General features: G+C 33.8%; 26 protein-coding genes, 2 rRNA genes and 1 other RNA gene (1 of these 29 cut by a window edge). 16 read left to right on the top strand and 13 right to left on the bottom strand.

The window, feature by feature from the left end:
• The first annotated feature begins 305 nt into the window (after positions 1–305).
• Positions 306–1,178, top strand: a complete 873-nt coding sequence (gene rpoH, locus AOQ87_RS02600) for an RNA polymerase sigma factor RpoH (RefSeq protein ID WP_080626682.1) — start codon at positions 306–308, stop codon at positions 1,176–1,178.
• A 117-nt stretch (positions 1,179–1,295) separates the two neighbouring features.
• Here the strand turns inward: rpoH and accC are convergent, their stop codons facing one another.
• From accC to AOQ87_RS02585, 3 genes are read right to left on the bottom strand one after another with little or no spacing between them, the layout of a single operon-like run.
• Positions 1,296–2,600 (bottom strand): acetyl-CoA carboxylase biotin carboxylase subunit, encoded by a 1,305-nt coding sequence (gene accC / locus AOQ87_RS02595; protein ID WP_039719450.1) that lies wholly within the window; start codon positions 2,598–2,600, stop codon positions 1,296–1,298.
• Complete coding sequence (gene accB, locus AOQ87_RS02590; RefSeq protein WP_039719449.1) at positions 2,593–3,081, bottom strand: acetyl-CoA carboxylase biotin carboxyl carrier protein; 489 nt, start codon at positions 3,079–3,081, stop codon at positions 2,593–2,595. Before accB ends, accC begins: the two co-directional genes overlap by 8 nt.
• Positions 3,050–3,574, bottom strand: a complete 525-nt coding sequence (locus AOQ87_RS02585; protein ID WP_080626681.1) for a type II 3-dehydroquinate dehydratase — start codon at positions 3,572–3,574, stop codon at positions 3,050–3,052. The genes accB and AOQ87_RS02585 overlap by 32 nt, the downstream gene beginning before the upstream one ends.
• Positions 3,575–4,232: 658 nt before the next feature.
• Between AOQ87_RS02585 and AOQ87_RS02580 the strand changes: the two genes are divergently transcribed.
• The 3 genes from AOQ87_RS02580 to mreD all read left to right on the top strand — a co-directional run bounded on the left by AOQ87_RS02580 (position 4,233) and on the right by mreD (position 6,639).
• On the top strand, positions 4,233–5,276 hold the full coding sequence (locus AOQ87_RS02580) for a rod shape-determining protein (RefSeq protein ID WP_039719448.1): 1,044 nt from the start codon (positions 4,233–4,235) through the stop codon (positions 5,274–5,276).
• The gene (gene mreC / locus AOQ87_RS02575; RefSeq protein WP_236858658.1) at positions 5,273–6,151 is read left to right on the top strand and encodes a rod shape-determining protein MreC; all 879 of its coding nucleotides are present in this window, start codon (positions 5,273–5,275) and stop codon (positions 6,149–6,151) included. The genes AOQ87_RS02580 and mreC overlap by 4 nt, the downstream gene beginning before the upstream one ends.
• Positions 6,152–6,351: 200 nt before the next feature.
• A complete protein-coding gene (gene mreD / locus AOQ87_RS02805; RefSeq protein ID WP_080626680.1) occupies positions 6,352–6,639 on the top strand; it encodes a rod shape-determining protein MreD in 288 nt (95 codons plus the stop codon).
• 8 nt (positions 6,640–6,647) lie between these two features.
• On the opposite strand, the gene kdsC is transcribed toward mreD, so the two are convergent.
• The gene (gene kdsC / locus AOQ87_RS02565) at positions 6,648–7,196 is read right to left on the bottom strand and encodes a 3-deoxy-manno-octulosonate-8-phosphatase KdsC (protein WP_039719446.1); all 549 of its coding nucleotides are present in this window, start codon (positions 7,194–7,196) and stop codon (positions 6,648–6,650) included.
• Between the two features lie 809 nt (positions 7,197–8,005).
• On the opposite strand from kdsC, the gene AOQ87_RS02560 reads away from it, so the two are divergent.
• Both AOQ87_RS02560 and murA read left to right on the top strand, forming a co-directional pair.
• On the top strand, positions 8,006–8,245 hold the full coding sequence (locus AOQ87_RS02560) for a BolA/IbaG family iron-sulfur metabolism protein (RefSeq protein ID WP_039719445.1): 240 nt from the start codon (positions 8,006–8,008) through the stop codon (positions 8,243–8,245).
• Between the two features lie 56 nt (positions 8,246–8,301).
• Complete coding sequence (gene murA, locus AOQ87_RS02555; RefSeq protein WP_080626679.1) at positions 8,302–9,558, top strand: UDP-N-acetylglucosamine 1-carboxyvinyltransferase; 1,257 nt, start codon at positions 8,302–8,304, stop codon at positions 9,556–9,558.
• Between the two features lie 69 nt (positions 9,559–9,627).
• Here murA and AOQ87_RS02550 read toward each other — a convergent pair whose 3' ends face one another.
• Positions 9,628–11,097, bottom strand: a complete 1,470-nt coding sequence (locus AOQ87_RS02550) for a Do family serine endopeptidase (RefSeq protein WP_080626678.1) — start codon at positions 11,095–11,097, stop codon at positions 9,628–9,630.
• A 615-nt stretch (positions 11,098–11,712) separates the two neighbouring features.
• Between AOQ87_RS02550 and rplM the strand changes: the two genes are divergently transcribed.
• The 10 genes from rplM to bioH all read left to right on the top strand — a co-directional run bounded on the left by rplM (position 11,713) and on the right by bioH (position 21,140).
• On the top strand, positions 11,713–12,135 hold the full coding sequence (rplM, locus tag AOQ87_RS02545; protein ID WP_039719443.1) for a 50S ribosomal protein L13: 423 nt from the start codon (positions 11,713–11,715) through the stop codon (positions 12,133–12,135).
• Positions 12,136–12,141: 6 nt separating this feature from the next.
• Complete coding sequence (rpsI, locus tag AOQ87_RS02540) at positions 12,142–12,540, top strand: 30S ribosomal protein S9 (protein WP_080626677.1); 399 nt, start codon at positions 12,142–12,144, stop codon at positions 12,538–12,540.
• Between the two features lie 935 nt (positions 12,541–13,475).
• Entirely contained in the window at positions 13,476–14,345 is an 870-nt protein-coding gene (gene rsmI, locus AOQ87_RS02535) for a 16S rRNA (cytidine(1402)-2'-O)-methyltransferase (RefSeq protein WP_080626676.1), read from the top strand.
• A 39-nt stretch (positions 14,346–14,384) separates the two neighbouring features.
• Positions 14,385–14,723, top strand: an RNA gene (gene rnpB / locus AOQ87_RS02530) — RNase P RNA component class A.
• 249 nt (positions 14,724–14,972) lie between these two features.
• The gene (locus AOQ87_RS02525; RefSeq protein WP_039719439.1) at positions 14,973–15,632 is read left to right on the top strand and encodes a DedA family protein; all 660 of its coding nucleotides are present in this window, start codon (positions 14,973–14,975) and stop codon (positions 15,630–15,632) included.
• A 366-nt stretch (positions 15,633–15,998) separates the two neighbouring features.
• Positions 15,999–17,252 carry a bifunctional phosphopantothenoylcysteine decarboxylase/phosphopantothenate--cysteine ligase CoaBC gene (gene coaBC, locus AOQ87_RS02520; RefSeq protein ID WP_080626675.1) on the top strand — a complete coding sequence of 418 codons (1,254 nt, stop codon included), beginning with the start codon at positions 15,999–16,001 and terminating at the stop codon, positions 17,250–17,252.
• Positions 17,221–17,679 (top strand): dUTP diphosphatase, encoded by a 459-nt coding sequence (dut, locus tag AOQ87_RS02515; protein WP_080626674.1) that lies wholly within the window; start codon positions 17,221–17,223, stop codon positions 17,677–17,679. Before coaBC ends, dut begins: the two co-directional genes overlap by 32 nt.
• Before the next feature lie 390 nt (positions 17,680–18,069).
• Positions 18,070–18,951: a YicC/YloC family endoribonuclease gene (locus AOQ87_RS02510; RefSeq protein WP_185751047.1), complete on the top strand. Its 882-nt coding sequence runs from the start codon at positions 18,070–18,072 to the stop codon at positions 18,949–18,951.
• A gap of 344 nt (positions 18,952–19,295) precedes the next feature.
• Positions 19,296–20,270 carry a 6-phosphofructokinase gene (gene pfkA / locus AOQ87_RS02505; RefSeq protein WP_039719435.1) on the top strand — a complete coding sequence of 325 codons (975 nt, stop codon included), beginning with the start codon at positions 19,296–19,298 and terminating at the stop codon, positions 20,268–20,270.
• 75 nt (positions 20,271–20,345) lie between these two features.
• The gene (gene bioH / locus AOQ87_RS02500; protein WP_039719434.1) at positions 20,346–21,140 is read left to right on the top strand and encodes a pimeloyl-ACP methyl ester esterase BioH; all 795 of its coding nucleotides are present in this window, start codon (positions 20,346–20,348) and stop codon (positions 21,138–21,140) included.
• A gap of 23 nt (positions 21,141–21,163) precedes the next feature.
• Here bioH and AOQ87_RS02750 read toward each other — a convergent pair whose 3' ends face one another.
• The 8 genes from AOQ87_RS02750 to AOQ87_RS02465 form a co-directional block, all read right to left on the bottom strand.
• Positions 21,164–22,171: a lyase family protein gene (locus tag AOQ87_RS02750; protein WP_250637808.1), complete on the bottom strand. Its 1,008-nt coding sequence runs from the start codon at positions 22,169–22,171 to the stop codon at positions 21,164–21,166.
• A gap of 16 nt (positions 22,172–22,187) precedes the next feature.
• Positions 22,188–22,526 (bottom strand): lyase family protein, encoded by a 339-nt coding sequence (locus tag AOQ87_RS02745; protein WP_185751046.1) that lies wholly within the window; start codon positions 22,524–22,526, stop codon positions 22,188–22,190.
• Between the two features lie 58 nt (positions 22,527–22,584).
• A complete protein-coding gene (locus tag AOQ87_RS02490) occupies positions 22,585–22,842 on the bottom strand; it encodes an oxidative damage protection protein (RefSeq protein ID WP_080626672.1) in 258 nt (85 codons plus the stop codon).
• Positions 22,843–22,870: 28 nt separating this feature from the next.
• Positions 22,871–23,938 (bottom strand): A/G-specific adenine glycosylase, encoded by a 1,068-nt coding sequence (gene mutY, locus AOQ87_RS02485; protein ID WP_080626671.1) that lies wholly within the window; start codon positions 23,936–23,938, stop codon positions 22,871–22,873.
• Between the two features lie 194 nt (positions 23,939–24,132).
• Positions 24,133–24,603: a 2-C-methyl-D-erythritol 2,4-cyclodiphosphate synthase gene (ispF, locus tag AOQ87_RS02480; protein WP_080626670.1), complete on the bottom strand. Its 471-nt coding sequence runs from the start codon at positions 24,601–24,603 to the stop codon at positions 24,133–24,135.
• The gene (gene ispD / locus AOQ87_RS02475; protein ID WP_080626669.1) at positions 24,600–25,352 is read right to left on the bottom strand and encodes a 2-C-methyl-D-erythritol 4-phosphate cytidylyltransferase; all 753 of its coding nucleotides are present in this window, start codon (positions 25,350–25,352) and stop codon (positions 24,600–24,602) included. Before ispD ends, ispF begins: the two co-directional genes overlap by 4 nt.
• Positions 25,353–25,842: 490 nt before the next feature.
• Positions 25,843–25,963, bottom strand: a 5S ribosomal RNA gene (gene rrf, locus AOQ87_RS02470).
• Between the two features lie 92 nt (positions 25,964–26,055).
• Positions 26,056–26,531: ribosomal RNA gene (locus AOQ87_RS02465) — 23S ribosomal RNA — on the bottom strand; it runs 2,445 nt beyond the window's last position.

Below are 26,531 nucleotides of genomic sequence, written 5' to 3'. Positions count from 1 at the left end.
TCTATACTGTTTGTTCAAACACCATGGATAACAGATGATCTATTTCTTTTAACGGTTATTATAGTCATTAATTTTTTTTAACCGATCTATAGAAACTTTGATATACATCCCGTTCTGAAAGAACATCGTAATAGTCACCTTCGATGATGGAATCGTTAACAACTCCATGAGATGTCCTCTTCTATCTTCTATCGTCGAAAATAAGAGAATATGATCTATCTGTATCAAGATCGATCGTTACTCCCATCACATACGATGTTAAAATATGACTCAAATTTTTCTGAATCATCATCAAGGGGACATAAATGATAAAAAATAGATCATTCTCTCTAGCTGTAGGTAATAGCCTATCAACATATATAAGAACTACTTACAGTTATCCGATATTGACCGTTGAGGAAGAGAGGAAATATACCAATTCATTCTATTATCGAAGAGATTTGCATGCAGCGAAGAAACTTATACTCTCTCATCTGAGGTTTGTCATCCATATTTCTAAAAATTACTTAGGTTACGGATTACCTCAAGCAGATTTGATACAAGAAGGAAACATCGGACTAATGAAAGCGGTTCAAAAATTTAATCCGAACACTAGTGTTCGTCTAGTTTCATTTGCAGTTCATTGGATAAAAGCAGAGATTCACGAATACGTTCTGAAGAATTGGAGAATCGTTAAAGTCGCTACTACGAAAGCACAAAGAAAACTTTTCTTCAATCTTCGGAGAAATAAAAATAAGATCGGTTGGTTTGACAGGACTGAAATCGATTCAGTTGCAAAAAAGTTGGGGGTTTCTAAAAAAGATGTTAGAGAGATGGAATCTAGAATGGTCGCTCAAGATATGGTGTTTGACGTCAATGAAGAAGAAAACAATTTCTATGGAGATCTTTTTCTTAATCCTCCATTGTTCTTAGAAGATAGGTCAACATTTACAGAGCTATTGGAAGAAGATAATTGGGAAAATCATACGATCAAAAAACTTATTCAAGCTCTATCTAAACTAGATAAAAGAAGTCAGGATATTATCAAAAAGAGATGGTTGAATCATTCCGGAAGGAAAACGCTTCAAGATCTTGCTAGACAATACAAAGTTTCTGCCGAAAGAATTCGACAGTTAGAAAAAAATGCTATGAAAAAAATTAGAGATCTGATTGAATCTCCGAAAGTTCTGCAGAAATGAGGTTATTAAAATTTACCGTACCTTATCATTCCTAACCAAGTATGATTCATGTAATTTCGAATATGTTAATCTTGAAAATAAATTAAAATCGTCATATTCCTCGACGACGAGGTTGACTTAAAATCTAAGAAGAAACAGATCGCTATTAATCACTTTTCGATGAAAATCAATGTTAGTTTTTATCCCATCAATGATAATCTCAGAGAGAGCATTCCTCATCCTTAAGATAGCGATCTCCCTAGATTCTCCATAAGAAATGAGTTTTCCTATCATGGGATCGTAGTAATGTGGAACATGATATCCAGTATAGATGTGAGATTCCCATCGAATTCCTAAACCTCCTGGGACATGCAGCCTTGTTATTTTTCCGGAGCTAGGGGAGAAATTAATACTATCTTCCGCATTTATTCTGCACTCTAAAGCATGTCCAGAAATACGAACGTCCTCTTGTGTAATTTCTAAAGGAATTCCAGCTGCTATTTTGATCTGAGCTTTTACTATATCAAAATTAGTGATCATCTCAGTGATGGTATGTTCAACTTGAATTCTTGTATTAATTTCGATGAAATAGAGTTTTTGATCCTCGTATAAAAACTCGAATGTTCCAACTCCTTTATAGTTCAACTCGATACAAGCTCGTACACAGAGCTTTTTAATTTCATCGAGAATACTCTTCTCGACGTTACGAGCAGGAGCTTCCTCAATTATCTTCTGATGACGACGTTGTATGGAACAATCTCTTTCAGATAAATGGACAACATTACCTTTACCATCCGATAATATTTGAATCTCTATATGACGTGGATTTTTTAAGAATTTTTCCATGTAAACTTCATCATTCTGAAATAGAATACCTGATTCTCTTCTAGTTAAATGGATTATTTCATGTAGCTCCTTTTCATCTTTAACCATGTTAACCGCAAGTCCACCACCTCCAAAGGAGGGTTTAATCACTACGGGATATCCTATTTTTTGTGCGATTTTCCTGCTGTTTCTAAGACTTCCATCTAGCGGATGATCAAAATCAGATAAACACGGAATTCCAATTTCTCTCATAATTTTTATCGCAGATATTTTATTTCCGATTCTTCTGACCGTATTAGGACTTGGCCCGATAAAAATAAAGCCTGACTTTTCTACTTTTTCTGCAAAATCAGCGTTTTCTGATAAAAACCCATAACCTGGATGGATCGCATCCGCATTAGTCACCTCAGCAGCGGAGATAATCGAAGGGATATTGAGATAACTTTCTGAAATCTTCGATGGACCTATACAGATCGATTCGTCCGCTAGCAAAACATGCTTTAATTGTCTATCGACTACTGAATGAACGGCTACGGTCTTGATATTGAGTTCTTTACAAGCTCTTAATATTCTTAAAGCAATCTCTCCTCTGTTTGCTATAACAATCTTCTTAAACATTTTCCTGCGTATCACCAATTTCTAAGATCATCAAAGGTGTATTAAACTCCACAATATCTCCGTCCTTTAGCAAAATTTCTTTTACGGTACCGAATTGATCAGATCTGATCTGATTCATAATTTTCATAGATTCTATAACGCATAAAACATCACCTCTTTTGACATGTTGTCCAACTCTTATAAGAGGCTTCGAATCGACATGAAAGGATCTATAAAAAGTTCCTATTATAGGTGATCGAATAACATGTTCTCTTTCCTTTTTTACGTAGAGATCACCTTTTTTTTCATCTTGAAAAACATCATTTTTATGTTCTCCACTTATGTTTTTGATAGTTTTCGATTGATTTATCTCGATATTTTGAGATTGAACATTTTTCATCTTCTTAATTCTAATCGACTCTCCATTTTTAGAGACTTCAATTTCAGAAATATCGAATCTTTGAATTATTTCAATGATTTTTTTTATTTTTCGGATATCCATCACGTGTTTCCGTATTTTTCTTCATAGAAAGCGATCCTCTTATCGACAAAAAATTGACGGCTGCTTCTAAAGCATAAATATAACCTTGACCATAAAATCCGCAAATCACCCCTTCTGCTATATCAGAAAGATAAGATTTTTTTCTAAATGACTCTCTTGAATATATGTTTGTAACATGAATCTCATAAAATGGAACTGCAGAAGATAACATAGCATCCCTCAAAGCAATGCTAGTATGTGCAAACGCTCCAGGATTAATCAAAATAAAATCAATGTTCTTATAAGAGGAATGAATCAAATCTACAATTTCATGTTCTGCATTAGATTGAAAAAAGGTTAAAGATACTCCGATTCTTTTTGCTTTTTTTTTCATTTTACCAATAATTTCTTTCAAACTAATTCCCAAATATAAATCTTTTTCTCTTCTCTCAAGAACGTTCATATTGGGTCCGTTAATCAGCAAAATATGAAAGTCACAGTTTTTGTAGGTCATTTATTTAAACAATCTAAATTTTAATTTTCTAATTAAAAAAATAAAAAACATTTTTTTGTTGGAACTAAGTTACGACGAAACATTGTACATATAAAATCATTTTTATCTATCTTTAATGTGATAAATAACCGAACTATATGTTACACTTTGAAGTAACTGAGAAACATATCAATCTCATCGATCTTTATCAGATAATACGTATGTAACTTTATTTATCGATAATACTTTCATAGTAAAGAACTATCTTCTACAGTTTCATTAAAAAAGTTCTAATTAAAAATATTACCTTCATATTTTTAAAGAAATTTTTACATAAAAATCATATGAGGATTTTAATTGATTTGTTAGGAAAATTACAGATTATCAATTTGATAAACAGTGTAATTAACATAATACAATCGTATTGTACTTAGCAAGGTGAAAATATCAGTATAGTAGAATTTTTTTTAAAAATAAACTCTCGTATTAACACAAAAAAGGATTATTCTTCTCTATTGTGATTAGTTCTAAATCATCTTTTGCGTAAATTAAAATCCAAAATATGTTGATGTATCTCGATCACTACGAAATAAATAGATTAGATTAGGTAGCACAGTAAATATAACAATAGTTCCATATCTAACTATAATAATTGAACTAATACCGATTAAATATAAATATGTTTAAAAAAATTAGAGGAATATTTTCGAACGATCTTTCCATAGATTTGGGTACGGCGAATACCTTAATTTATGTTAAAGGACAAGGGATAGTTTTGGATGAGCCTTCCGTTGTAGCTATTCGACAGGATCGATCTGGTTCTTATAAGAGTGTAGCAGCTGTTGGACATTCAGCAAAACAAATGCTAGGAAGAACTCCTGGAAACATCATAACAGTTAGACCCATGAAGGATGGAGTAATTGCAGATTTTTACATCACAGAAAAAATGTTACAGTATTTTATTAATCAGGTACATAGTAATAGTTTCATTCGACCAAGTCCAAGGGTATTAGTCTGTGTACCATTTGGAGCTACTCAAGTAGAACGCAGAGCTATTAGAGAATCCGCTTTAAGTGCAGGAGCGAGAGAGGTTTTACTGATAGAAGAACCTATTTCGGCGGCTATTGGAGCTGGATTACCAGTTTCAGAAGCGACCGGATCCATGGTGATCGACATAGGGGGAGGAACAACTGAGGTTGCTGTAATCTCATTAAATGGAGTAGTGTATTCTTCTTCTGTCAGGATAGGCGGAGATAAATTCGATGAAGCTATTATTAATTATGTTCGGAGAAACTACGGATCTTTGATTGGAGAAGCTACAGCTGAACGTATTAAACATACCATTGGTTCTGCATATCAATTAGAACCATCCCAAGAAATTGAAGTGAGAGGAAGAAATTTGGCCGAAGGAGTTCCAAGAAGTTTTTTATTGACTTCTCATGAAATATTAGAGGCCTTTCAGGAACCTCTTAGTGGTATTGTAAGCGCTGTAATGTTAGCTTTAGAAAAAGCACCTCCGGAACTTGCATCCGATATCTCTGAAAAGGGTATGGTTTTGACCGGAGGAGGAGCGCTTTTGAATAATTTAGATCGATTGTTAAAAGAAGAGACAGGTATTCCTGTAATCATTGCAGAAGATCCGCTAACTTGTGTTGCAAGAGGGGGTGGAAAAGCTTTAGAGATGATAGATAACTATGAAGGAGATTTCTTGAATTACGAATGATAGCAAATAGAACACGTTATTTAGATTATACTATGAGATTGTACGATAAAAAAAATTTTTTTCAGAGGAATAAATTTCGTTTACAATATTTTTTAACGATATCACTTTCTATTTTTATTATTCTAACTCAAGAAATCTGCCCAAAAAAACTTGCTAATCAGTTTTTTGAACGTTCAAATGAACTTTTAGATAACGTGATAAACCCTTTTTACAGAACTATCAAAGATCTAAAGATATTTTTCGAAACAAAGTACAATTTGATCAGTGAGAAAGAGGAACTGATCTTCGAAAATAAAATCTTAAGAAAACAATGCTCATACGATCGGGTAGAAATTGAATTCGCTAAAGCTGTCATAAAAGAAAACAACAAGTTGAGAAAGTTGTTAAATCTTTCTGAACTCCTAAAAGGAGGCGTGATAACTGCTGAGGTTATATTGAATATCAAAACTCCTTATACTAACCAGATCCTATTTGATAGAGGTTTATACCATGGTATCAAGGTAGGTCAAGTAGTATTGAACGAACATGGAGTGGTTGGACAAGTAATCTTTGCAGGAAAATTGTTCAGCCGCGCTCTTTTAATATGCGATACTTCGCATGCTATACCTGTTCAATGTGAAAGAAATGGAGTTCGTATGATTGCATTTGGAAACGGATACGGAAACGATCTAAAATTAGATTCTTTTTCAGAAAATCATACATTTCAACAAGGGGACGTTCTCGTAACTTCCGGATTAGGTGGAAAGTTTCCAAGAGGCTATCCAGTTGCTTTGATTTCACATGAAAAACATGGTTCAACATTTTCTAAAATAGAGTACTTCGCGAAACCTATGATCGATTTACAAAAGCTAGATTTTATTGTTATTGCGAGGTAATAACTGGAATAATCTTTTTCTTAATCTCGTATCATTTAAATCATACGAATAGAGTTGAATCTATAATAATCGACGGAAGATAAAATGAACTTTTCTTTTAAAAAAAAAAGATGTTTACCTTTGTTCCTACTTTCTTTATTTTTTGAAACGTATTTGATCGGAGATCATAAGATATCACTTTATTACAAACCAACTTGACCGTGCTGACTCTGTTTTTCATTTGGAACGAATCTTCATTCGATCAAAAAACTTTCGTTTGGAAAAACTTCTTTCTCGGACTGCTGAGCGATCTCTTTCAAGGAACACCTTTTGGAGTACATTCTCTTCTATACAATATTCTGTTTTATTCGATATCGAATGGATTTTTTAATATTGTGGGATCCAGTAGGGTCAAAAAGTTATTAACCATATCCTTGATGTCTGTTTTTTCTAATATCATTCTAAGTATGATTATCATCATTTATAAACTGTTGAAATATCATCTGTAAATCGATTTCTAGCGAGAATAACAATCATCTGAAAGGTCAACATCTTTATTTTTTTTAGAAAATAGAATTATGTCACATACTTCTCTAACAGCACCACTTCCTCCAAATTTTCTAGTGATATAATCTGATTTTTGCAGTATCATGTGATGAGAGTTAGGAACGGCAATAGAGAAACCTACCTTCAGCATCACCGGTAAATCTATAACATCATCTCCAATGTAAGCGACACTTTTAGGTTCAACATTCGCCTTATTTATTAAATCGAAGTACGCTTCCTCTTTTTCATAGCATCCTTGGTAAAGATATTTGATACCAAGTGATTTAGATCTGTTCTCTAAAACTTTAGATACACCGCCGCTAATGATTGCAACTTCTACACCTATTTTTTGTATACATCGAATACCATATCCATCTTGGATATTGAACGTTTTAATTTCTTCTCCGTTACTTCCAACATAAATCAGTCCATCCGTCATAACTCCATCGCAATCACAAATTAGCAACTTTGTCCTACATGCTTTTTTTAAAATTTTCGTGTTTCCTAAAAAACTATGCATATTTGAGTTGAATTTCACTTAAAATACCGGCAATCATATCATTTGACTACAAAAATATGTCGACATGTTAATCAATTTTTTACCAAAAGTACGAATCAGCCTATTTTATATTTCTGAACACAAGATCTTAAGATTTGAAGATGCTATCAAATCGATTTCAAGATAAAAATTATTTTTCTACTATCTTTCTTAAACTCACATTTTATAAAACATCGTGCTTTAAAAATTTAAATTGGAATGTTTATCTGTTGATCTGAACAACACCTTTGATATACATGTATATGATATTTTCTATAAAGAAAAATAAACAATCTTCACAACACTATAAAGAACTATCCTTTCAAAAAATAAATACTGTCTGATCAAGTCATTTCATATTTAGATCTTTTGATTTTTAAAACTATATATTGTATGTAAGTAATGGTCCGTTTAAAGATTTTGAGTATCGTTGTTAAATTACTACGGAAGTTTTCATTATATTATATATGATCTATTTCATCTACTGATATTTTCATCTTGTTGATCAAAATATCATTCGATATTATTTTTAACTCTGGATGAAGAATTAGTGTCATCTCACCCATCATACATCAAAAGAAGATTATAGAAATCAACTTTTTTTGCAAATTTATACGTTTCAGGTATTGAATTGATTCAATTATGAACATTTAACGTTCTTACATCGATAATCTTCCTGTTGAGATCATTATATTAAAGCACACATAATTAATTTTTGCTCGTATTGATTATTAGAAAAAATTATCTTATCTTTCTTAAGTATGTGTTACCTATTTTTTGTGAAATTAACGATGGAGATAAAAGAAATTAGAGATATTTTAAATGATTCATTAAATCCAAATCAGATATTTGTCGATGGAAATCAAAGTTATTTGAAAATTTTTATAATTGACGATCGACTTAAAAAAATGGGTGCGTTGAAAGGACAGAGAATGGTATATAGCGTATTGAAAGATCATATCAAAAATGGGTCTATTCATGCGATTTCAGTTCGTATATGCTCTGTCGAAGAATGGGAGAACGGTACATAAATTATCTTAATTGACGCCATAGATGCGATAAGATATCTGTATCAAATTGAATTGATATGAGCATATTTCAATTAGATGGACCGACTAGATTGAAAGGAACGGTATTCATTTCCGGATCGAAAAATTCTGCATTGCCCATATTGTTTGCTTCTTTATTAGCCAACGACAGTGTAACCTTATATAACGTTCCAAAAATAAAAGATGTTGAAATTGCAGTTAAGATCATCACTAATTTTGGAGCTAGAATCACATTAAAAGAACAGCACATTTCCATTGAAACCAGTTCTATAAAAGATTTTTATGTACCCCACGGTTTGTCCAAAAGTATTCGAGCTTCTATTTTAGCGTTATCTCCTCTTATCGCGAGATTCGGAAAGGGAAGGATTTTTTTTCCTGGTGGATGTCAAATTGGAAAAAGACCGATCGACCTTCATATCGATGGATTAAAAAAAATGGGAGTGATAATTGAAATTAAAAGAGATGAATTGATAGCGTATTTAAAAAAAAAGCTAACCGGCGCTGAAATATTCATGCGAACGACAAGTGTTGGAGCGACAATTTCTATATTGATAGCTGCGGTTACAGCAATAGGAAAAACTGTTATAAAAAATGCTGCTTGTGAACCAGAAATCGTTGATACGGCTAATTTTCTTAACTCAATAGGAGCAAAAATCACGGGAGCTGGAACTGATGAGATAAAGATAGAAGGTGTTGAGATATTAAAAGGAGGAAAATATAGGATTTCATCAGATAGAATTGAAACCGGAACTTTTTTAGTAGCAGCTTCTATTTCGAAAGGATCCATAACCTGTAGAAATACGAACCCTAGTCTTCTTGGAGATGTTATTTTGAAATTACGCCAAACTGGAGCAAATGTTCAGACAGGAAAAGATTGGATCAAGTTAGATACTCATGGAAAAAGACCGAGGGCAGTAAGTTTCGTCACATCTCCTTATCCTGGTTTTCCGACAGATATGCAGGCGCAATTTACCTTATTAAATTTGATAGCAATTGGAAAAAGTGTGATTACGGAGACAATTTTTGAAAATCGATTTATGCACGTTTCAGAACTAGTTCGAATGGGAGCAAATGCGTTTATCGAAAGAAACCAGGTGTTTTGTTGCGGTGTGAAGAGATTGATCGGAAAGAATGTTTCATGCAACGATCTTAGGGGATCGGTCAGTTTGGTATTAGCAGGATGTATTGCGGATGGAAGAACGAACGTCAGGAACATCCATCATATTGATAGAGGATACGAAAATATAGAAATTAAACTGAGATCCGTTGGAGCTAAAATTAAGAGAATTTCTTAAAAGTAAATTGGATGATTTCTGTAAGATATTATATTTCACAAACCATTTTACGAAATTGAAGATTATTTATCAGTATCCACTTTTACGAAAAAGAAGATATATGTTCCTTCCTTCTCTGAGAATATTGAAAGCGAGTGCTTTTGGATTTTTATCTATGATTTTTTGAAACTGAACAATATTTTCAACCCTATTTTCGTTGAGGGTGATGATGAAATCATATTTTTTAAGTCCGATGGATTGTGCAGTAGAATTCGATGATACGTTCTCTACCCTAACCCCTTTCAAGTGCTTCTCTGTACCATTGCTAAATGTTGCCCCTAAAATGGAAACTGTAATCTTTTTGAGATCTCGATAATATGATTCATCAAGCTCTAATATAACAGTAACGTTTATTAGCTTTCTTTTTCGAAGGATACCTATTTTTATCAGTTTTCCGACTTCTGCAACGCCAACTTTAGCACGTAGTTCAGCGAAACTATTGATTCTTTTTTCATCCATACTAACGATGATATCTCCCGGTTGAATACCAGCTTTGTAAGCAGAAGATCTGGGAATTACCTCACTTACAAAAGCACCTCTCTGAATATCGATATTCAAAGCTCTTGCAATATCAGAAGTAAGTTCCGTTCCTTTGATCCCTAAAAATCCCCTTCTTACTTCACCATTCTTGATGATTTGATTGCTTAACGATCTTACCATATTCGAAGGGATCGCAAATCCTATCCCGATGTTTCCTCCTCCGGGAGCTAGAATCGCTGTATTAATTCCAATCAGTTCACCGTTCAAGTTTACTAAAGCTCCTCCTGAGTTTCCTTTGTTGATCGAAGCATCTGTTTGGATAAAATTTTCTATACCTTCTATATTTAATCCACTTCTTCCCAGTGCAGAGATGATCCCTGATGTTGCAGTTTGACCTATTCCAAATGGATTTCCTACTGCTACTACAAAATCTCCTACCTTAATTTTGTCAGAATCTGCAATCTCGATAGCTCTTAGATGAAGGTCTTTGATCGTTTTTAGTGTCAAATTCTTGATTTGTAACAACGCAATATCAGCTAAAGTATCTTTTCCAACTAGTTTAGCACCTATCTCTACACCTTCATTTAGTTGGATCTGTATATCTTTAGCATTATCTACCACATGATTGTTGGTTATAACGTATCCTTTCTTTAGATCGATTATTACGCCAGATCCAATCCCTTCGAAAGGACGTATGCTTTGTTGTTGAGAAGGAAAATTCGGTCCAAAGAAAAATTTAAATTCTTCTGGAATTTGCTGGTTATGAATTTTCGTACCAGAAACTCTAATACTAACGACAGCAGGAAGAACTTTTTCTAACATCGGAGCTAAACTAGGTACAATCTGTTGTTGATTCGATCTGATATATGTGTCATCAATTGCTTTCAATTCAGAAAAAAATGAAACTATTGATATGATTACGATAATCTGAGTAATATTTTTCTTGATTTTCTTCACGTAGAAGTTTTCTTGATCATAGAATACTCTTTTAAGGCAAACCAAATTACGAAAAAATTTCATATTTTTTAATCTAGAATTATGTTTAACAGTGAAAATTTAAAAGCAACATTCATTCCATATCTATCCTTAGATTAAACCGAAAGTTTACTTGTACTCATTTTTGTAACCGATTTCTTCCTATGGGAACATGATATATCATATAGATTTAAACATTCCTAAAAACTTTAAAGATCATCATGATAAGAGCTTTTCAGATAATTCCTATGAAATCGTTTTCTTGCTTATTATTTTCTTTTAGAAATGAAATTTTTTTGCAAAAAAACATCGACCTGCATTTTATTCGTATATTATAAACATACACTCTTTATATCAAAAACACCACATATCAGATAAAGACTTCTTATGAATTTCATTATAGTTCTCAGATATAAAAGTTTTAAAAATATTCGATTTTATCCTAACTATTTTTGATAATATAGGTTATCAATATGTAATATATGGTACAATAAAAGAAATCTGGAGTCATATCGATAGATTTAGTATAAATTAGATAATCTGATCATTTTTTAATCGTTAGGATGGATCGTTCAGAAAGATGACCCTCTTTATAAGACTTTGAGGATGTTTGTACCATGTGATTTACAGGTACGCTAAAGTCTTTCGTTTGAAGTGACAATGAATGCAGAGATTATTATCAAAATGATAAAAAGAAACTGGTATATTTTTGATGTTAGCGGAAAAATTTTAGGAAGAATTGCTAGTCGTATAGCTTACTACTTAATGGGAAAACATAAGTCGGAATATGCACCTTATGTTGACATTGGAGATTATGTTATCGTAACTAACTCTAAGAAAATTTTAGTAACTGGAAACAAGAGGAACCTGAAGGAGTACTATCGTCATACAGGATATGTAGGAGGACTAAAAAAGATTAGTTTCAAAAACTTGATAGAACGATATCCCGATAGAGTAATAAGATATGCGGTTAAAGGAATGTTGCCGAAAAATAAGTTAGGAAAAAGAATGTACTTAAGAATGAAGATATATTCAGAAGCAGTACATAGACATCATGTTAATAAGCCAAAAATAATTATTTAGACCTACATGAATCAAAAAAATTATATTTATTATGGAACAGGAAGAAGGAAGTCATCTTCCGCTAGAGTGTTCATTAAGAATGGAAAAGGGAAGATTTTGATTAACAAGAAGAGCGTTTTGATTTATTTCAACAAAGAATCAGAGAGAGATTGTGTTCAGCAACCATTAAGAGCTTTAGATATTTCAGAAAAAATGGATTTGTATATTACCGTGAAAGGAGGAGGAGGATCTGGTCAATCTCGTGCGATAAGACATGGGATATCCAGAGCATTGTTGAAATATAGGGAAAGTTTTTCTGCAAAGTTAAAAAAACTTGGTTTTATCACTAGGGATTCCAGGGAAGTGGAAAGAAAGAAGGTTGGTTTCCGAAAGTCTCGAAAAAAACCACAATATTCTAAGAGATAGTAATCAAGTCGGTTTATGATTTTTATTTGCACCTTTCTAAGGTTTTTCAAAACTTCTATATGAACAATTCTTGAATAGATCGCGTATGTTTTAAATAATGGTAACGTTTTATTAAAATGATCTTATACGTCATATCGTGTGAATCAGCACGATTAGGACATCTTCGTAATACGTTGTATGCCTTTTATAACTTTCGATTCATTCGTTTTTAATAAAATGATTTTGAGATATTTCAAAAAGAAGTTTTATCGTTGTCAATTAGTTTTCCCCGTTTTATATTTGACACAGATAAAAGGTTCTGTTTCGTTAAAAAGGGATAGCTATATAGTTTCATGGTTTCAAACAAATTGCTCAGATTTGCACGTTCGGAGTTTTAACATTGTTACCATAGGAAGTACCTTATCATGCGTAGCGATAAGATACCGATGATCCTAACTTTTTGATCGATTTATAAATTTTCATATAGCTCTAATTTCATCTATTATTTAAGAATATTCTTACATCACTCTAAAAGTTAGATGATCTTAAGAAATTTCTATAACCGTATTTCTTAGATTATGTTTTTTACTCTTCACCGTATAACTTCTATAAATTTTAGTTAACATAGAAGGTTCAAAAAATTGAAATTTTTCAACATCGTATACAGAGTCGATGATAGACCGTTTTGATGTTAAATATTCGTTAAAAACGTTTTAATGTGATAGAATTGTTAAAGATGTGCTGAAAATTCATTTAACATTTATTGGAAAATAAGGTTCTTAATTCTCAAATAGTAATCTTTTTGAAAAAAATTTTACCTTAAGGATATGATCCATGAATAAGATCAAACATCGATAGGATCTTCAAAATCTGTATATATTACGAGATTTTATGTCTTTTTTTGATCGCTAACATAATCCTTAAAAAGAACATATTCAATAAGCGATTTTAATCTGATGTCATCTTTATATATTGTTCCCACTCCAATTGGTAACCTGGAAGATATTACTTTAAGAGCAATAAATGTTCTAAAAGAAGTGGATCTAATTGCAGTCGAAAATATTCGTCGTACATTACCGATATTAAACTATTATCAAATAAGAAAAAGAATAGTAACCCTCAATAGGGAGAATGAACTATTCTTAACGGGTAAACTAGTATCCATCATATCCAAAGGAAAAAAGGTTGCTATTGTGTCAAGCTCCGGAACTCCATTGATTAATGATCCTGGATATTATTTTGTTTCTCAATGTATCAAACAATCGATCAGGGTCATTCCATTACCTGGAGCATGCTCTGCTATAACCGCTTTATCCGCTTCAGGAATGCCATCCGATAGATTTTGTTATGAAGGTTTCTTACCAAGAAAGAAACTATCCAAAAGTAAAAAGCTGAAACAGCTTGACAGAGAATCAAGAACTTTAATATTTTATGAATCTCCAAGGAGAATCTTAAACACATTAGAATGCATTTTGAACATTTTTGGAAATTCAAGAAAGGTAGTTTTAGCAAGAGAAGTCACGAAACTTTGGGAATCGTTTCAAACAGGTACCGCAGGATATTTGATAGAATTGATAAAGAGAGGAGAAATAAAACAAAAAGGAGAAATCGTGTTAATCGTTGAAGGATACAAGATAAAAAAGTCGTTTGAAAGAGAGCGAACCGATAATAAAATCAACTCGGATGTTCAAAAGTTGCTTGTCCACCTTTTAAAATTTTTGTCACTGAAGGGTGTCGTTCAAATTGTCGGAAAAGCATGCAATATAGATAAGAATTATTTATACAACTTTATCATCAAGAACCGTCAAACACTTAACGATCTATAGAATGATGACTGAACTAAACTGTATCGATAATATTCAAAAGGAGTCAACTAGACAATCGCTGTTATAGAAATTTAAAACAGAGGAAAGTCCAGGCTCCTTTGGGCGAGGTGCCAGAGAGACGGCAGTCGATCTGGGAAGTGTGAACTTACGAAAAGTGCATCAGAAAAGAACCGCCATTATTGGTAAGGGTGAAAAGGTGCGGTAATAGCGCACCGCATGATATGGTAACATTTCATGGCAGTGTAAACTCCACCTGGAGCAAGGCCAAAATAGGTGATATGCCCTAATTATAACCATGGTAGGCCGCTAAAAATCGATCTCGATCGATAGATAAATGATTGTCCTAGACAGAACCTGGCTTATAGGTTGACTCCGATTCCGACAAACGGAACAGTTTTTTAAATGTAGTTCACTCAATGAGAGTGAATTTTCAACAGATCGAAGTTCTCCTAACTTTTAGAAGATAGTTTTTAAATTCATCGATGATAGAATATATCGATACAGGTAAGATTCTGAAGGGGATTTATGCTTGTTTCATAAGAGTTAAAGCAAACTTATCATCAAGATAAGCTATTGTTTTCCATCCGTAATCTTTAATATGCTAGAACATAAGAACTGGAAAATGAAATGAAGTTGATTAAAAATATCTTCCTTTCGATTTGGTATCAAGACTTTGGTGATATAATAAACTCTTCTTCAGAGTGTACAATTTATATCGTGTTGTTTTTCATCTTATTTTGTGAAAATGGGCTACTTTTCGCATCTTTTTTACCGGGAGATAGCTTGTTGATACTTACAGGGTTGTTAATAGCACGAAATAAAATTGATTTTTTTAAAACAATCGTTGTATTAACTGCTGGAACCAGTCTAGGATCCTGGATAGGATATCTTCAAGGAAGATGGTTTGGTAAAAATGATAAATTCGGAGCTATGTTTTTTTGTAAAAAATATCAAAAGAAAGCTCATCTTCTTTTGGAAAATTACGGATTGTTCGCACTGTTTCTTGGCCGTTTTCTAGCATTTGTTCGAACTATCTTGCCGATGATAACCGGATTTCTTGGTTTTTCACATAAAAAATTTCAAATCTTCAACTGGATCAGTGGTATCACTTGGACTTTCGTATTGATCAGCGTTGGATATTTTTTGAGCATCAGTAATGTTTTTCACCGTTATGAGAATAAAATTGTAAAAATACTTATTTTTACTCCATTATCTTTACTGTTGTCTGGCTTTCTATTTTTTTTGTTTTCTTTCTTAAGAAGAAAATACCTTAGAAAGATGAACTAGATTAAAGTTTGATAGAATTGATAAAGTTTTTCGATTACATGAACATTTCATAGGTTCCTTATACCAACGTTACGTAAGGATGTGATGATAAATTTCATGAAGAAAGGACTATCTCATATGATGAGGTATTATTAGAGAAAATATTTTCAACGAAAAATATCTTGCCATCATACCGAAAACAAAAAGAAAGATTAATTCTGCGATATTACAGAAAATTTAACGTTCAGTTTAGAGTGATTTTTACGATGATGAACATCGAGTTTTAACGATCATTGTATCTTGTAATTTTAAACGAATGTGCAATGGAGAATTCTTCGGTGAAGCTTATTTAACGTTCTAAAAATTATTTTGTTTCTCAGATATATTATGAATAACTTGCAGAATAAAAAAATATTAATAGGTGTCAGCGGTAGCATTGCGGCATATAAGATTCCAGAACTGATTCGTATCTTCCGAAAAGAGGGTGCCGAAGTGAAAGTCGTCATGACAGATTTGGCCAGATTGTTTGTAACACCATTAGTTTTACAGGCAATTTCTGGATATCCTGTTCTAGAAAATCGAAATGGAATGATCGTTGATAACCAAGAAGATTGTTCTATAAGACATATAGATCTTGGAAGATGGGCAGATTTAATACTGCTAGCTCCAGCTACAGCTGATCTATTAGCAAGAATGAGCATCGGTATGACAAACGATCTTCTAACAGCCATCTGTCTAGCTGCTGAATCTGAAAAAAAGATAGCGATCGCTCCTTCGATGAACAAGCAGATGTATCAATCTAAAACTACACAAAAAAATATTAGTATTCTCAAAAGCAGAGGTATGTTAATCTGGGGACCATGTGAAGGTGAACAAATTTGTGGTGGATTTGGATTAGGAAGAATGATAGAACCGATCCAAATCGTTAATTTAACTTCAAGATTATTTCAATATGATCAAGATATGAAGGGAATTCGAATAATGGTCACTGCAGGTCCTACTCAAGAAAAGATAGATGTGATGAAGTTTTTAAGTAATTATAGTTCAGGAAAAATGGGATTCGCAATTGCTCAAGCATCCGCTGAGAGGGGGGCTGAAGTCACATTAATCTCAGGACCTGTTCATCTAGATACGCCTCCCTGTGTCCATCGGATCAACGTGATAAGCGCGCTTGAAATGAACGAAGAAGTACAAAAGATCATCAAAAAACAGGATATCTTTGTAGGATGTGCTGCTGTTTCCGATTACCGACCGAAACAGTTCCTTTCAGAAGAAAAGATTGATAGCGATCTGAAAAATGTTCAATTAACCTTGACAAAGAATCCTGATATTATCAAAAATATAGGAAGAATGAACAGCGATCGTCCTTACACCATCGGGTTTTCAGCAGAGACACGTATGGAAAATCTTATATCAAACTCTTATATCAAGAAAACAAATAAAAATTTAGATCTGATTTGTGCGAATAATATTGCTTTAAAAAATCATGGATTTCATACAGAAGGAAATTCTTTACATCTAGTTTGGTCGAAGGATAAATTTGAGTTCATACCGTATGATCACAAGATTAAAATCAGCCATCAGCTTCTCAGCAAAATTTTACCTCGTTATGAAGAAAAGAGTAAACATCAAAATACTTAAAGATTACGCGCGAAAAGCGATATCGATACCTCAATATTCAACTTCTGGATCTGCTGGATTAGATATCAGAGTCATTTTAGATGATCCGATCAACTTACATCCGAAAGATTCGGTGTTACTACCAACTGGGATTGCGATACATATGGAAGATGAAGAAATGGCAGCTATCATTCTTCCAAGATCTGGATTAGCGCATAAATTTGGAATAATATTGAATAATTCTGTCGGATTGATAGATTCAGATTATCAAGGAGAAATCATGATACCCATTTTGAACAATGGTAAGGATGACTTCTTGATTCAACCTGGATATAGGATCGCTCAAATTGTTTTCTTTCCCATCGTGAAAGTAGAATTTGAGATTGTGCAATCTTTTTCAAAAATTTCCAGTAGGAATAACAGAGGATTTGGTCATTCTGGGATATAAAATTATAAACATGTACGAAGGTTTTATAGATGATTATCTGATTTAAAAAGTTAGATTATTATGTAATCATAGTTTTCAAACATGATCTTACTAAGTTTCTTAAAAATCTCTCTAAAGAGAAGATGATTTTACGAAGTGATCTTTTCCTAATAGTTTACATATCGGAATGTTCTAACTTTGTAGAAATTCACATCCAACAAAGGTTGTAAAGGTGAAATCTGTTCCCTTTGAAGAGAATAAGATCATAAATTAAGATGGTATGAATCAACTTATTTATTGATCCTTTTGAGAGCTAGATATACACAACTATATCATGAAATAAAATGCTACGAGTTAAAATTTGGTAGATCAAATTTAATTGTAGCTTTTTATTCGAAACTGGAGGATCAAATGTTAGGAATGACAGCTTATGCAAAAAGGTGTGTGGATAGTAATTTCGGTGATTTCTGTCTAGAAATTTTTTCTTTTAACCATAGATATTTAGATATTCTTATACATTTACCAACTGAAATACAACATTTAGAGTTTTTCATAGAAGATTTTATTCGAAAGAGGATCAATCGAGGAAGGTTGAGATTCACATTACGGTTTGAAAGAAATCAATATTTTGATCAAAATTATCGGATGTTTATCGATAAACGTCTAGTTATAAAACTTTCCAAATTCCTGACATGGATTGAAGAAAATATCAAGATCGATCGAAGTTGTTCGATGGATCTCCTCAATTGGCCTGGTGTAATCCGAAATCAAAGTGGTAAACATGATAATATAAAAGAGTTTAAAGACCTTCTATCATGCAACCTATCTTTGTTGATAGAAGATCTTATCTTATATAAAGTAAAAGAAGGAGAGAATGTAAAGAACCTCATTCATGGAAAATTAGAGAAGATAGAAAAAATAATCTATAGAATACGTTCTTTTATACCTGAGTTTGAACGTATCAATCAGGATAAATTAAAAGAAAAGTTAGAGAATTTACACCTAGATAAAAGTTTCGATGTAGATTTCTTGAAGAAAGACATTCTTACGTTTGTACGCCATGCGGATATCCTTGAAGAAATAGATAGAATTGCGTTACACGTCCATCTCTCAAAGGATCTAATACAAAAGAATTTTCCTATCGGAAAGAAATTAGATTTCATATTTCAAGAGATTAATAGGGAATCAAATACCATTTCTTCCAAATCGAACCATGTTAAGATCATCAATTTAGCGATTGAAATAAAGGTATTAGTCGATCAGGTGAGGGAACATATTCAGAACATTGAATAAAAAGATCTGTTCGATCAATAGGAAAAGTTAAATTTTATAGATCGCAACATTCTCTCTAACTTACCATATTTTCTCCAAGAGATATTCATATATCATAATATTTTTTGTTCACACTCTTCAGGATTTCAATGATCATCTCTCTAAATCTCGTCAAAATCCGATTTTTTACAGAATGTAAATCTCTCTTTTGCTTTGTTACGATACTTATCCAATTTAGAAAGAATGTATTATATCGTATGATGTGTTCAGTTCCGATTGATCTATTTTCATTTCATCTAGATATAAAGATATAGAAGAAGGTATATTCGATCAAAAAAAAATTAAACAGATAATTTGAGGTTCCTATGAATCGAAGAAAAATAAAAAAAATAGGAATTTTAACAAGTGGAGGAGACGCTCCTGGTATGAATGCTGCAATTCGAAGTATAGTTAAGATGAGCATTTCTAAAGGGCTGGAGGCGTATGGAATTTATGACGGGTATATGGGGTTATATAAAAACAAATTTGAAAAATTAGATCACTTAACTGTATCAGAAATCATAAGTAAGGGAGGAACTTTTTTAGGATCGGCTAGATTTCCAGAGTTCAAAAGCAATGTGATGATCAGAGATCGAGCAATAGATAATATGAAAAAGAACGGAATAGATGCTTTGATCGTAATAGGTGGGGATGGATCCTACAGAGGGGCGAAGAAAATCATCGATTGTGGATTTCCTTGCATAGGAATTCCAGGAACTATCGATAATGATGTCGCTGGCACCGATTACACTATTGGATATTTTACGGCACTGAACACCATAGTGGAAGCTATAGATCGATTGCGAGATACGTCTACTTCACACAAAAGAATTTCCATCGTCGAAATAATGGGTCGTTACTGTGGAGATCTTACCCTATCTGCAACCATAGCAGGAGGATGTGAGTTTGTAGTTTTACCAGAAATACCATTCGATGAGAAAAAACTGTTGAAGAAAATCAAGCATGGTCTTGTTAAAGGGGGAGGAAGACATGCGATTGTTGCAATCACCGAATACATATGTGATGTGAATAAGTTAGCACGACATATTGAGAGAGAAACAGGTCATGAAACAAGAGCAACGATACTAGGGCATGTACAGAGAGGAGGAACGCCAGTCGCCTGTGATCGTGTTCTCGCATCCAGAATGGGAGCGTATTCTGTCGAACTGCTATTGAAAGGATATAGGAGTCATTGCGTCGGTATCCGAAACGATCAATTAGTACATCAAAAGATTTCAGAAGCGCTAGAAGGAACGAAGAGAAGGTTTAAATACGATTGGTTAAATATCATCAAATATTGAACTGATTCGATCTCACATTTCGACAAATAGAACATAAGAAAAAGATAGTTAAAATATAAAAAATATTCATTCAAGATGAAAAAGTTATTTTGGCAGACGATTGGTCATGGAAAACAAAATGTCGTACTGATCCACGGGTTCGGTATGAATTCTGAAATATGGAAGAACGTTGTGCAAAAAGATGAAAATTTCCAATTTCATATGATTGATTTACCCGGACACGGACATAACCATGATGTATCAATTCGTTCGATCGAAAGGATCGTACAAAACATATGGAACGGTGCTCCAGAGAACTCCATCTGGTTAGGTTGGTCTTTGGGAGGACTGATAGCTGCTAAGATTGCGTTGCAGTATTTTGATAAGGTTTCCGCTTTAATCACAGTCGCTTCCTCTCTTTACTTCATAAGAGAGGAGAAGAACTTGTTCGTATGGCCAGGTTTAACAAAAAAATCATTGAACAACTTCATGTATCAACTTAACCATGATTTTGAAAGTGCGATTGAACGATTTCTTATCGTACAAAATCTCAGATCAACCAACGCCAAAAAAAACACGGAGAAATTGAAGAGTTCCATCCTTCGTCATCCTAAACCAACACTACGATCCTTATCGTTTTGGATGAAGATATTGAAAGATACTGATCTCAGAAGTTCCATCTCTGGATTAAAAAAGCCATTCCTAAGAATCTACGGAGGGTGTGATCAGATAGTTCCAAAATCGGTCATACCCTCAATCGATAAGTTAGTTCCGAGATCTCAACATGTTATCATCAAGGATGCTTCGCATGCTCCGTTTTTATCTCATTCAAAGATCTTTAACGATATCATATTTCACTTCTATCAAAAGAACTTTCTTAAGAAATCTTAGATATCTTGAAAAATAGGACGTCCTCATATCTTCTCAGGATGGACCATCTTTTTAGGATCGGTATACTTCAAAAACTCTTGCTCACTTAGATATCCTAAAATCTTATTTGCTTGATAAATTGTGAGATCCCTTTGATGAGCCATCTTCACGATTTTGACGGATCGATCATATCCTATCCTATGGTTTAGAGCGGTGGCTAACATCAAAGATTTTTTTAATAAACGATCGATTCTCTCATGATTCGGTTGGATCCCAGAAACACAGTACCTGTTAAAGTTAGATAATCCTTCGGATAAAATATAAACAGAATGCAGAAAGTTATTTATGATCATCGGCCGAAACGTATTCAACTCTAAATTACCAGAGAATCCTCCTATATTGATTGCCACATCGTTTCCTAAAACTTGAGCGCAAATCATGTTCATTATCTCGCATTGAGTAGGATTCATCTTTCCAGGCATGATAGAACTACCAGGTTCGTTATTTGGGATATGAATTTCTCCTATCCCACATCTCGGACCGGACGAAAGAAGCCTGATATCGTTAGATATCTTCATCATCGATATCGCTAAACATTTCAGTACGCTATGTACACTCACCATAGCATTGCAAGTTGATATCGACTCAAATTTATTGCGAGATACCAGGAAATTTTCATGTAAGACATTGGAGATCTCATCAACCATCATTCTATCAAAACCATAAAAACAATTAACTCCTGTTCCAACCGCAGTTCCTCCGATTGGAAGCTCAAGCAAATCTACAATAGATCCTTGCAAATTTTTTAGATGGTTCGATAAAGAGGCAGACCAAGCTGATATCTCCTGACCCAAAGTAATTGGTACCGCATCTTGTAGATGAGTACGTCCTACCTTGATAATTTTGCGAAATCTCATAGATTGCTCTTTAAGAGCATCTGTTAGAGTTTTTATGCTGGGTAATAAGCTCCTCTTAATAGATAGAAAAGAAGAGATATGCATGGCACTTAAAAATACGTCATTGGAACTTTGACCTTTGTTGACGTGATCTATAGGATGAACTTTATTATTAGATGATCCACCTTTTGAAAGTATGATCTGATTTGCTATCGGAAATTACTTGATTCACGCTCATATTAGTTTGAGTTCCAGAACCCATCTGCCAAACTGTCAAAAAGAACTTGTCTTCATGTTTATTCTCTATTATTTCCTCCGAAGCACGGATGATCGCTGAGGATCTAATCTCATCTAAAAGATTTAAAGAGCAGTGAATCTTAGCGGCGATCTTCTTGATGAGAGCTATCGTACCGATCAAAACGTTCGGAAGTTTCTCACGAAATACGTTCAACTCTTTAGAAAACATATTGTTGTCGTTATCGACCGTATCATCGATATTTCTATTGTTCATAACGTGATTACATAAAGTGAGACTAAATTTATCGTCGATGATCCAAAAGGATACCGTCCTAAAATGGGATATGAGATTTCCCTGATTGATCAGAAAAAAGAAAATTTTTCATCTCTTGCATAATCACCATCCTATCCTTGATAGAGGATGTATCCATTCTATTCTCATTGATCAAGTTGGTCTGTCGAACCATCCAGAGATTCCAAGCTTCCTTTGATATTTCCTTCAAAACTCGTTCTCCAAGTTTTCCTGGAAACGGTTGACTGTCCAGTTGAGTCAATTCTTTTTTAAAAAACCTACAGTATATTTTAGACATTTCTAATATTTACAGTAAAATCGTTCCTCTAAAAGTGACCAATTTGTCTCATCAGAAGATGTACCGGTTTCGGAATTCCTATCTTCTGATGACTCCCATCATACCATATTTCGTCATCTTCCATAAAGTTTGAGAATCCTTCTAAATTTTTGATATCTAATTGTATCGGGAATATTTTCAATCTGACATTGCTAAAGCAATGTGAGATAGCATTTAACTCGATGATCTCATTTACCGAATCATACAATTTTTTTTCCGTCAAAAATTGCTTCAATAGATCGATCGAGGAAAATTTTGGAAATATATACAATCCTTTCCACAACCTCCCATAAGAAACCCTTTTTAGAAAGAAAAAGTTCATTCTCCTCAATATGAGGAACCAGATATTCCTATTCTTAAATTTATTTTTTTTACTCAACGAAGGTGATAATTTTTTCGACGAATTGTTTGAATAAGAAGAAATACATTCGTCCACTAATGGACACCTGTTACAGATCGGTTTTTTTAAAGGTAGACAAATTTCTGATCCTAACTCCATCATTGCCTGATTGAACTTTCCAGAATTCGTTTTCGGAACCAAATTACTTACGGTGCACCATAATTTGTCCTCAGACTCCCTTGTAGGAACATCTTGTAACCCTAAAAATCGTATCAAAACTCTCTTCACGTTAGAATCCAACACAGGAAACGGTAGATCCTTTGAAATAGACAAAATTGCACCAGCAGTAGATCTTCCTATACCGGGAAACGTATTAATCTGTTTAAAGTTGGTTGGAAAGGTTCCATTAAATCTTCTGACGATCTCCTTAGCAGTTTTATACATATTCCTAGCCCTTGCATAATATCCTAAACCAGACCAATAGTATAATACCTCATCTACGCTCGAATCGGCTATCGACTGAACATCAGGAAACCTTCTTATGAACCGGTTAAAATAAGGAATCACAGAAGATGCTCTTGTTCTTTGCAACATGATTTCGGATACCCATACCTTGTAGATCGATTTATCCTGATTCCATGGTAGAGATCTCCTCTCTATCGAGAGGTACCAATCGATGATTTTTTCAGAAAAAACTTTTTTATCTTTATATTTCATGAGATCGAATAAAACATACCGGATCGTCGAACATCCTTGCAAAATAACGTGTATATAGCGTTGCTGTTTAGTACAAAAGATGTTGTAGATTCATGTCAAAAACAGATTTCGACGAGATCATCTTGAGAAAAGTATGAATCATTCAATCATCTCATATTTTGAATAATCGTTATCTTATAAAATGTTATTCACAACTAAAGTTTTTCAAGCAAAACGACCGCTTCACAAGCGATTCCCATCTCTTTTTTAAAGAAACCGATGTTTTCTGTAGTTGTCGATTTGATGTTGATATCATCCACAGAACAACTAAGATCGAGAGATATATTCTCCTTCATTCTTTCAGTATGCATTCGAATCTTTGGAAAATCGGCGATTATGGTTACATCGATGTTTCCAATCTTATACATCCTCCTAACTTTCTTCCAGATTCTTCGTAGAAGAACCCTGCTACTGATTCCTTTAAACCTTGCATCATCGTCAGAGAAATACACCCCGATATCACCCATGCCAGCAGCTCCTAATATAGAATCAATTACGGCATGTAACAATATATCTCCATCAGAATGAGATGATACACCCTTAAGACAAGGTAAAGACACACCACCCAACAAGATCGGTCCATTACCTTCAAACCTATGTACATCAAAACCATGTCCAATTCTCATGATCTGAACGTTCTACGATCATCATCGTATAGGTAAAAATGGGCCAATTTTAAATCTTCTTCTATGGTTACTTTCAAGTTATCTGATTGACCTACAATAATCTCAGGATGATATCCACAAAGTTCCATTGCAGAAGAATCATCGGTGATGATGACGTTCCTAGACAAAGAATAAACGATACATTTTTGTATCAGATATAAAGGAAAAAACTGCGGAGTCATAGCATTCCATAAATGTTTTCTATCCAGAGTACCCTCTATTATATTTCCACTTTTAAAAGTTGATCTCTTGATCGTATTGATTACAGGATTGGCTAAGATACCACCACAAATCGTAGAACCTGCGTTCTTAAAGATGAATCTGACAACTTTTTCTAGATCAGATCTTCTCAGACAAGGTCGAGATGCATCATGTATGATCACCCATGTTAAAAATCTATCAAAAGACGATTTTAGTAAGTGGTTTAACCCCGATAGAACAGAATATACCCTTTTTTTTCCTCCAACAACAACTTGAACACAAGGTTCTCTCGAGATATTCAAGTCTCTAAATAAATAATCATCATCCATAATACAAACTATTATCTTAGAGATCTCTGGACGATCTAGAAAAATGGACAAAGTGTGCTCGATCATCGTCTTTTCTCCAATCTTGCAATACTGTTTCGGAAATCCCAAATTCATTCGGACCCCTCTTCCTGCCGCCGGTATAACGACTGCTATCTTTATTGGATGATTCTTTAACATCATTAAAATAACTCATATTTTTTTTTCGTAAATAATGTAAACGTACCGTTGATCGTACTTGAAAAAATATCTGATGCTATGTCTTTCATAAAAAGAACGATGAAATCAGATCAAACTATAAATTTAAAATCGATTAACCTATAGAAGATGTTCTATCTTTGATCGAATAATTTTTCATCGTAATACACTGCACTTCCCTTTGTAGAACATCTCTCTCGATAATTCCATTCTTCCCATACCACAACAAAATCTGCAATCTTAAAAGTATGATTAACAAAACATAAGTTATCTTGTTAAATGAACACATTTCCTTTGATATATATCAGATATTCTATAAACAACATATTGAACATTACTATTCATCGACAGATATTCCTACAGATAAATAAAGATCTCTATCATAAGGTTTTGTATTATCAACAATGTACGCGATCTTTTCAATCCACCCAAAAATAAAAAAAACATACCTCATTCCTTTCACATCGAAAAGTATGTCCAGCAGTTTCCTACTCTCGCATAGAGACTACACTACCATCGGCACCACGAAGTTTCACTTCTGAGTTCGGAATGGATAAATCATGTTCAGGTGGTTCCATCGCGTCATCGCTGCCGGACAAAAGCAAAGACCGTTATATGCGGATTAAAATCTTTGTAAAACAAGCTATCTTTACCGAATATATTCGAATCGTTTGACATCTTCAACAGTTGGAATAGATCTCTCGGATCATTAGTACTGGTTAGCTCAACGCATCGCTACGCTTACACATCCAGCCTATCTACGTCCTAGTCTCGAACGTTCCTTAAGAGACTCTCTCGAGTCTGGGAAGATTAATCTTGAAGTAAGTTTCCCGCTTATATGCTTTCAGCGGTTATCTCGACCACACTTAGCTACCAGGCGATGCCGTTGGCACGACAACCTGAACACCATAGGTGTGTCCACTCCGGTCCTCTCGTACTAGGAGCAGCTCTTCTCAATCTTCCTACGCCCACGACAGATAGGGACCGAACTGTCTCACGACGTTCTAAACCCAGCTCGCGTACCACTTTAAATGGCGAACAGCCATACCCTTGGGACCTGCTTCAGCCCCAGGATGTGATGAGCCGACATCGAGGTGCCAAACACCGCCGTCGATGTGAACTCTTGGGCGGTATTAGCCTGTTATCCCCGGAGTACCTTTTATC

Source organism: Candidatus Riesia pediculischaeffi (assembly GCF_002073895.1).
GTDB lineage: Bacteria > Pseudomonadota > Gammaproteobacteria > Enterobacterales > Enterobacteriaceae > Riesia > Riesia pediculischaeffi.
The sequence above is the reverse complement of the archived record's forward strand: the minus strand, read 5'-3'. Positions and strand labels throughout refer to the sequence as shown.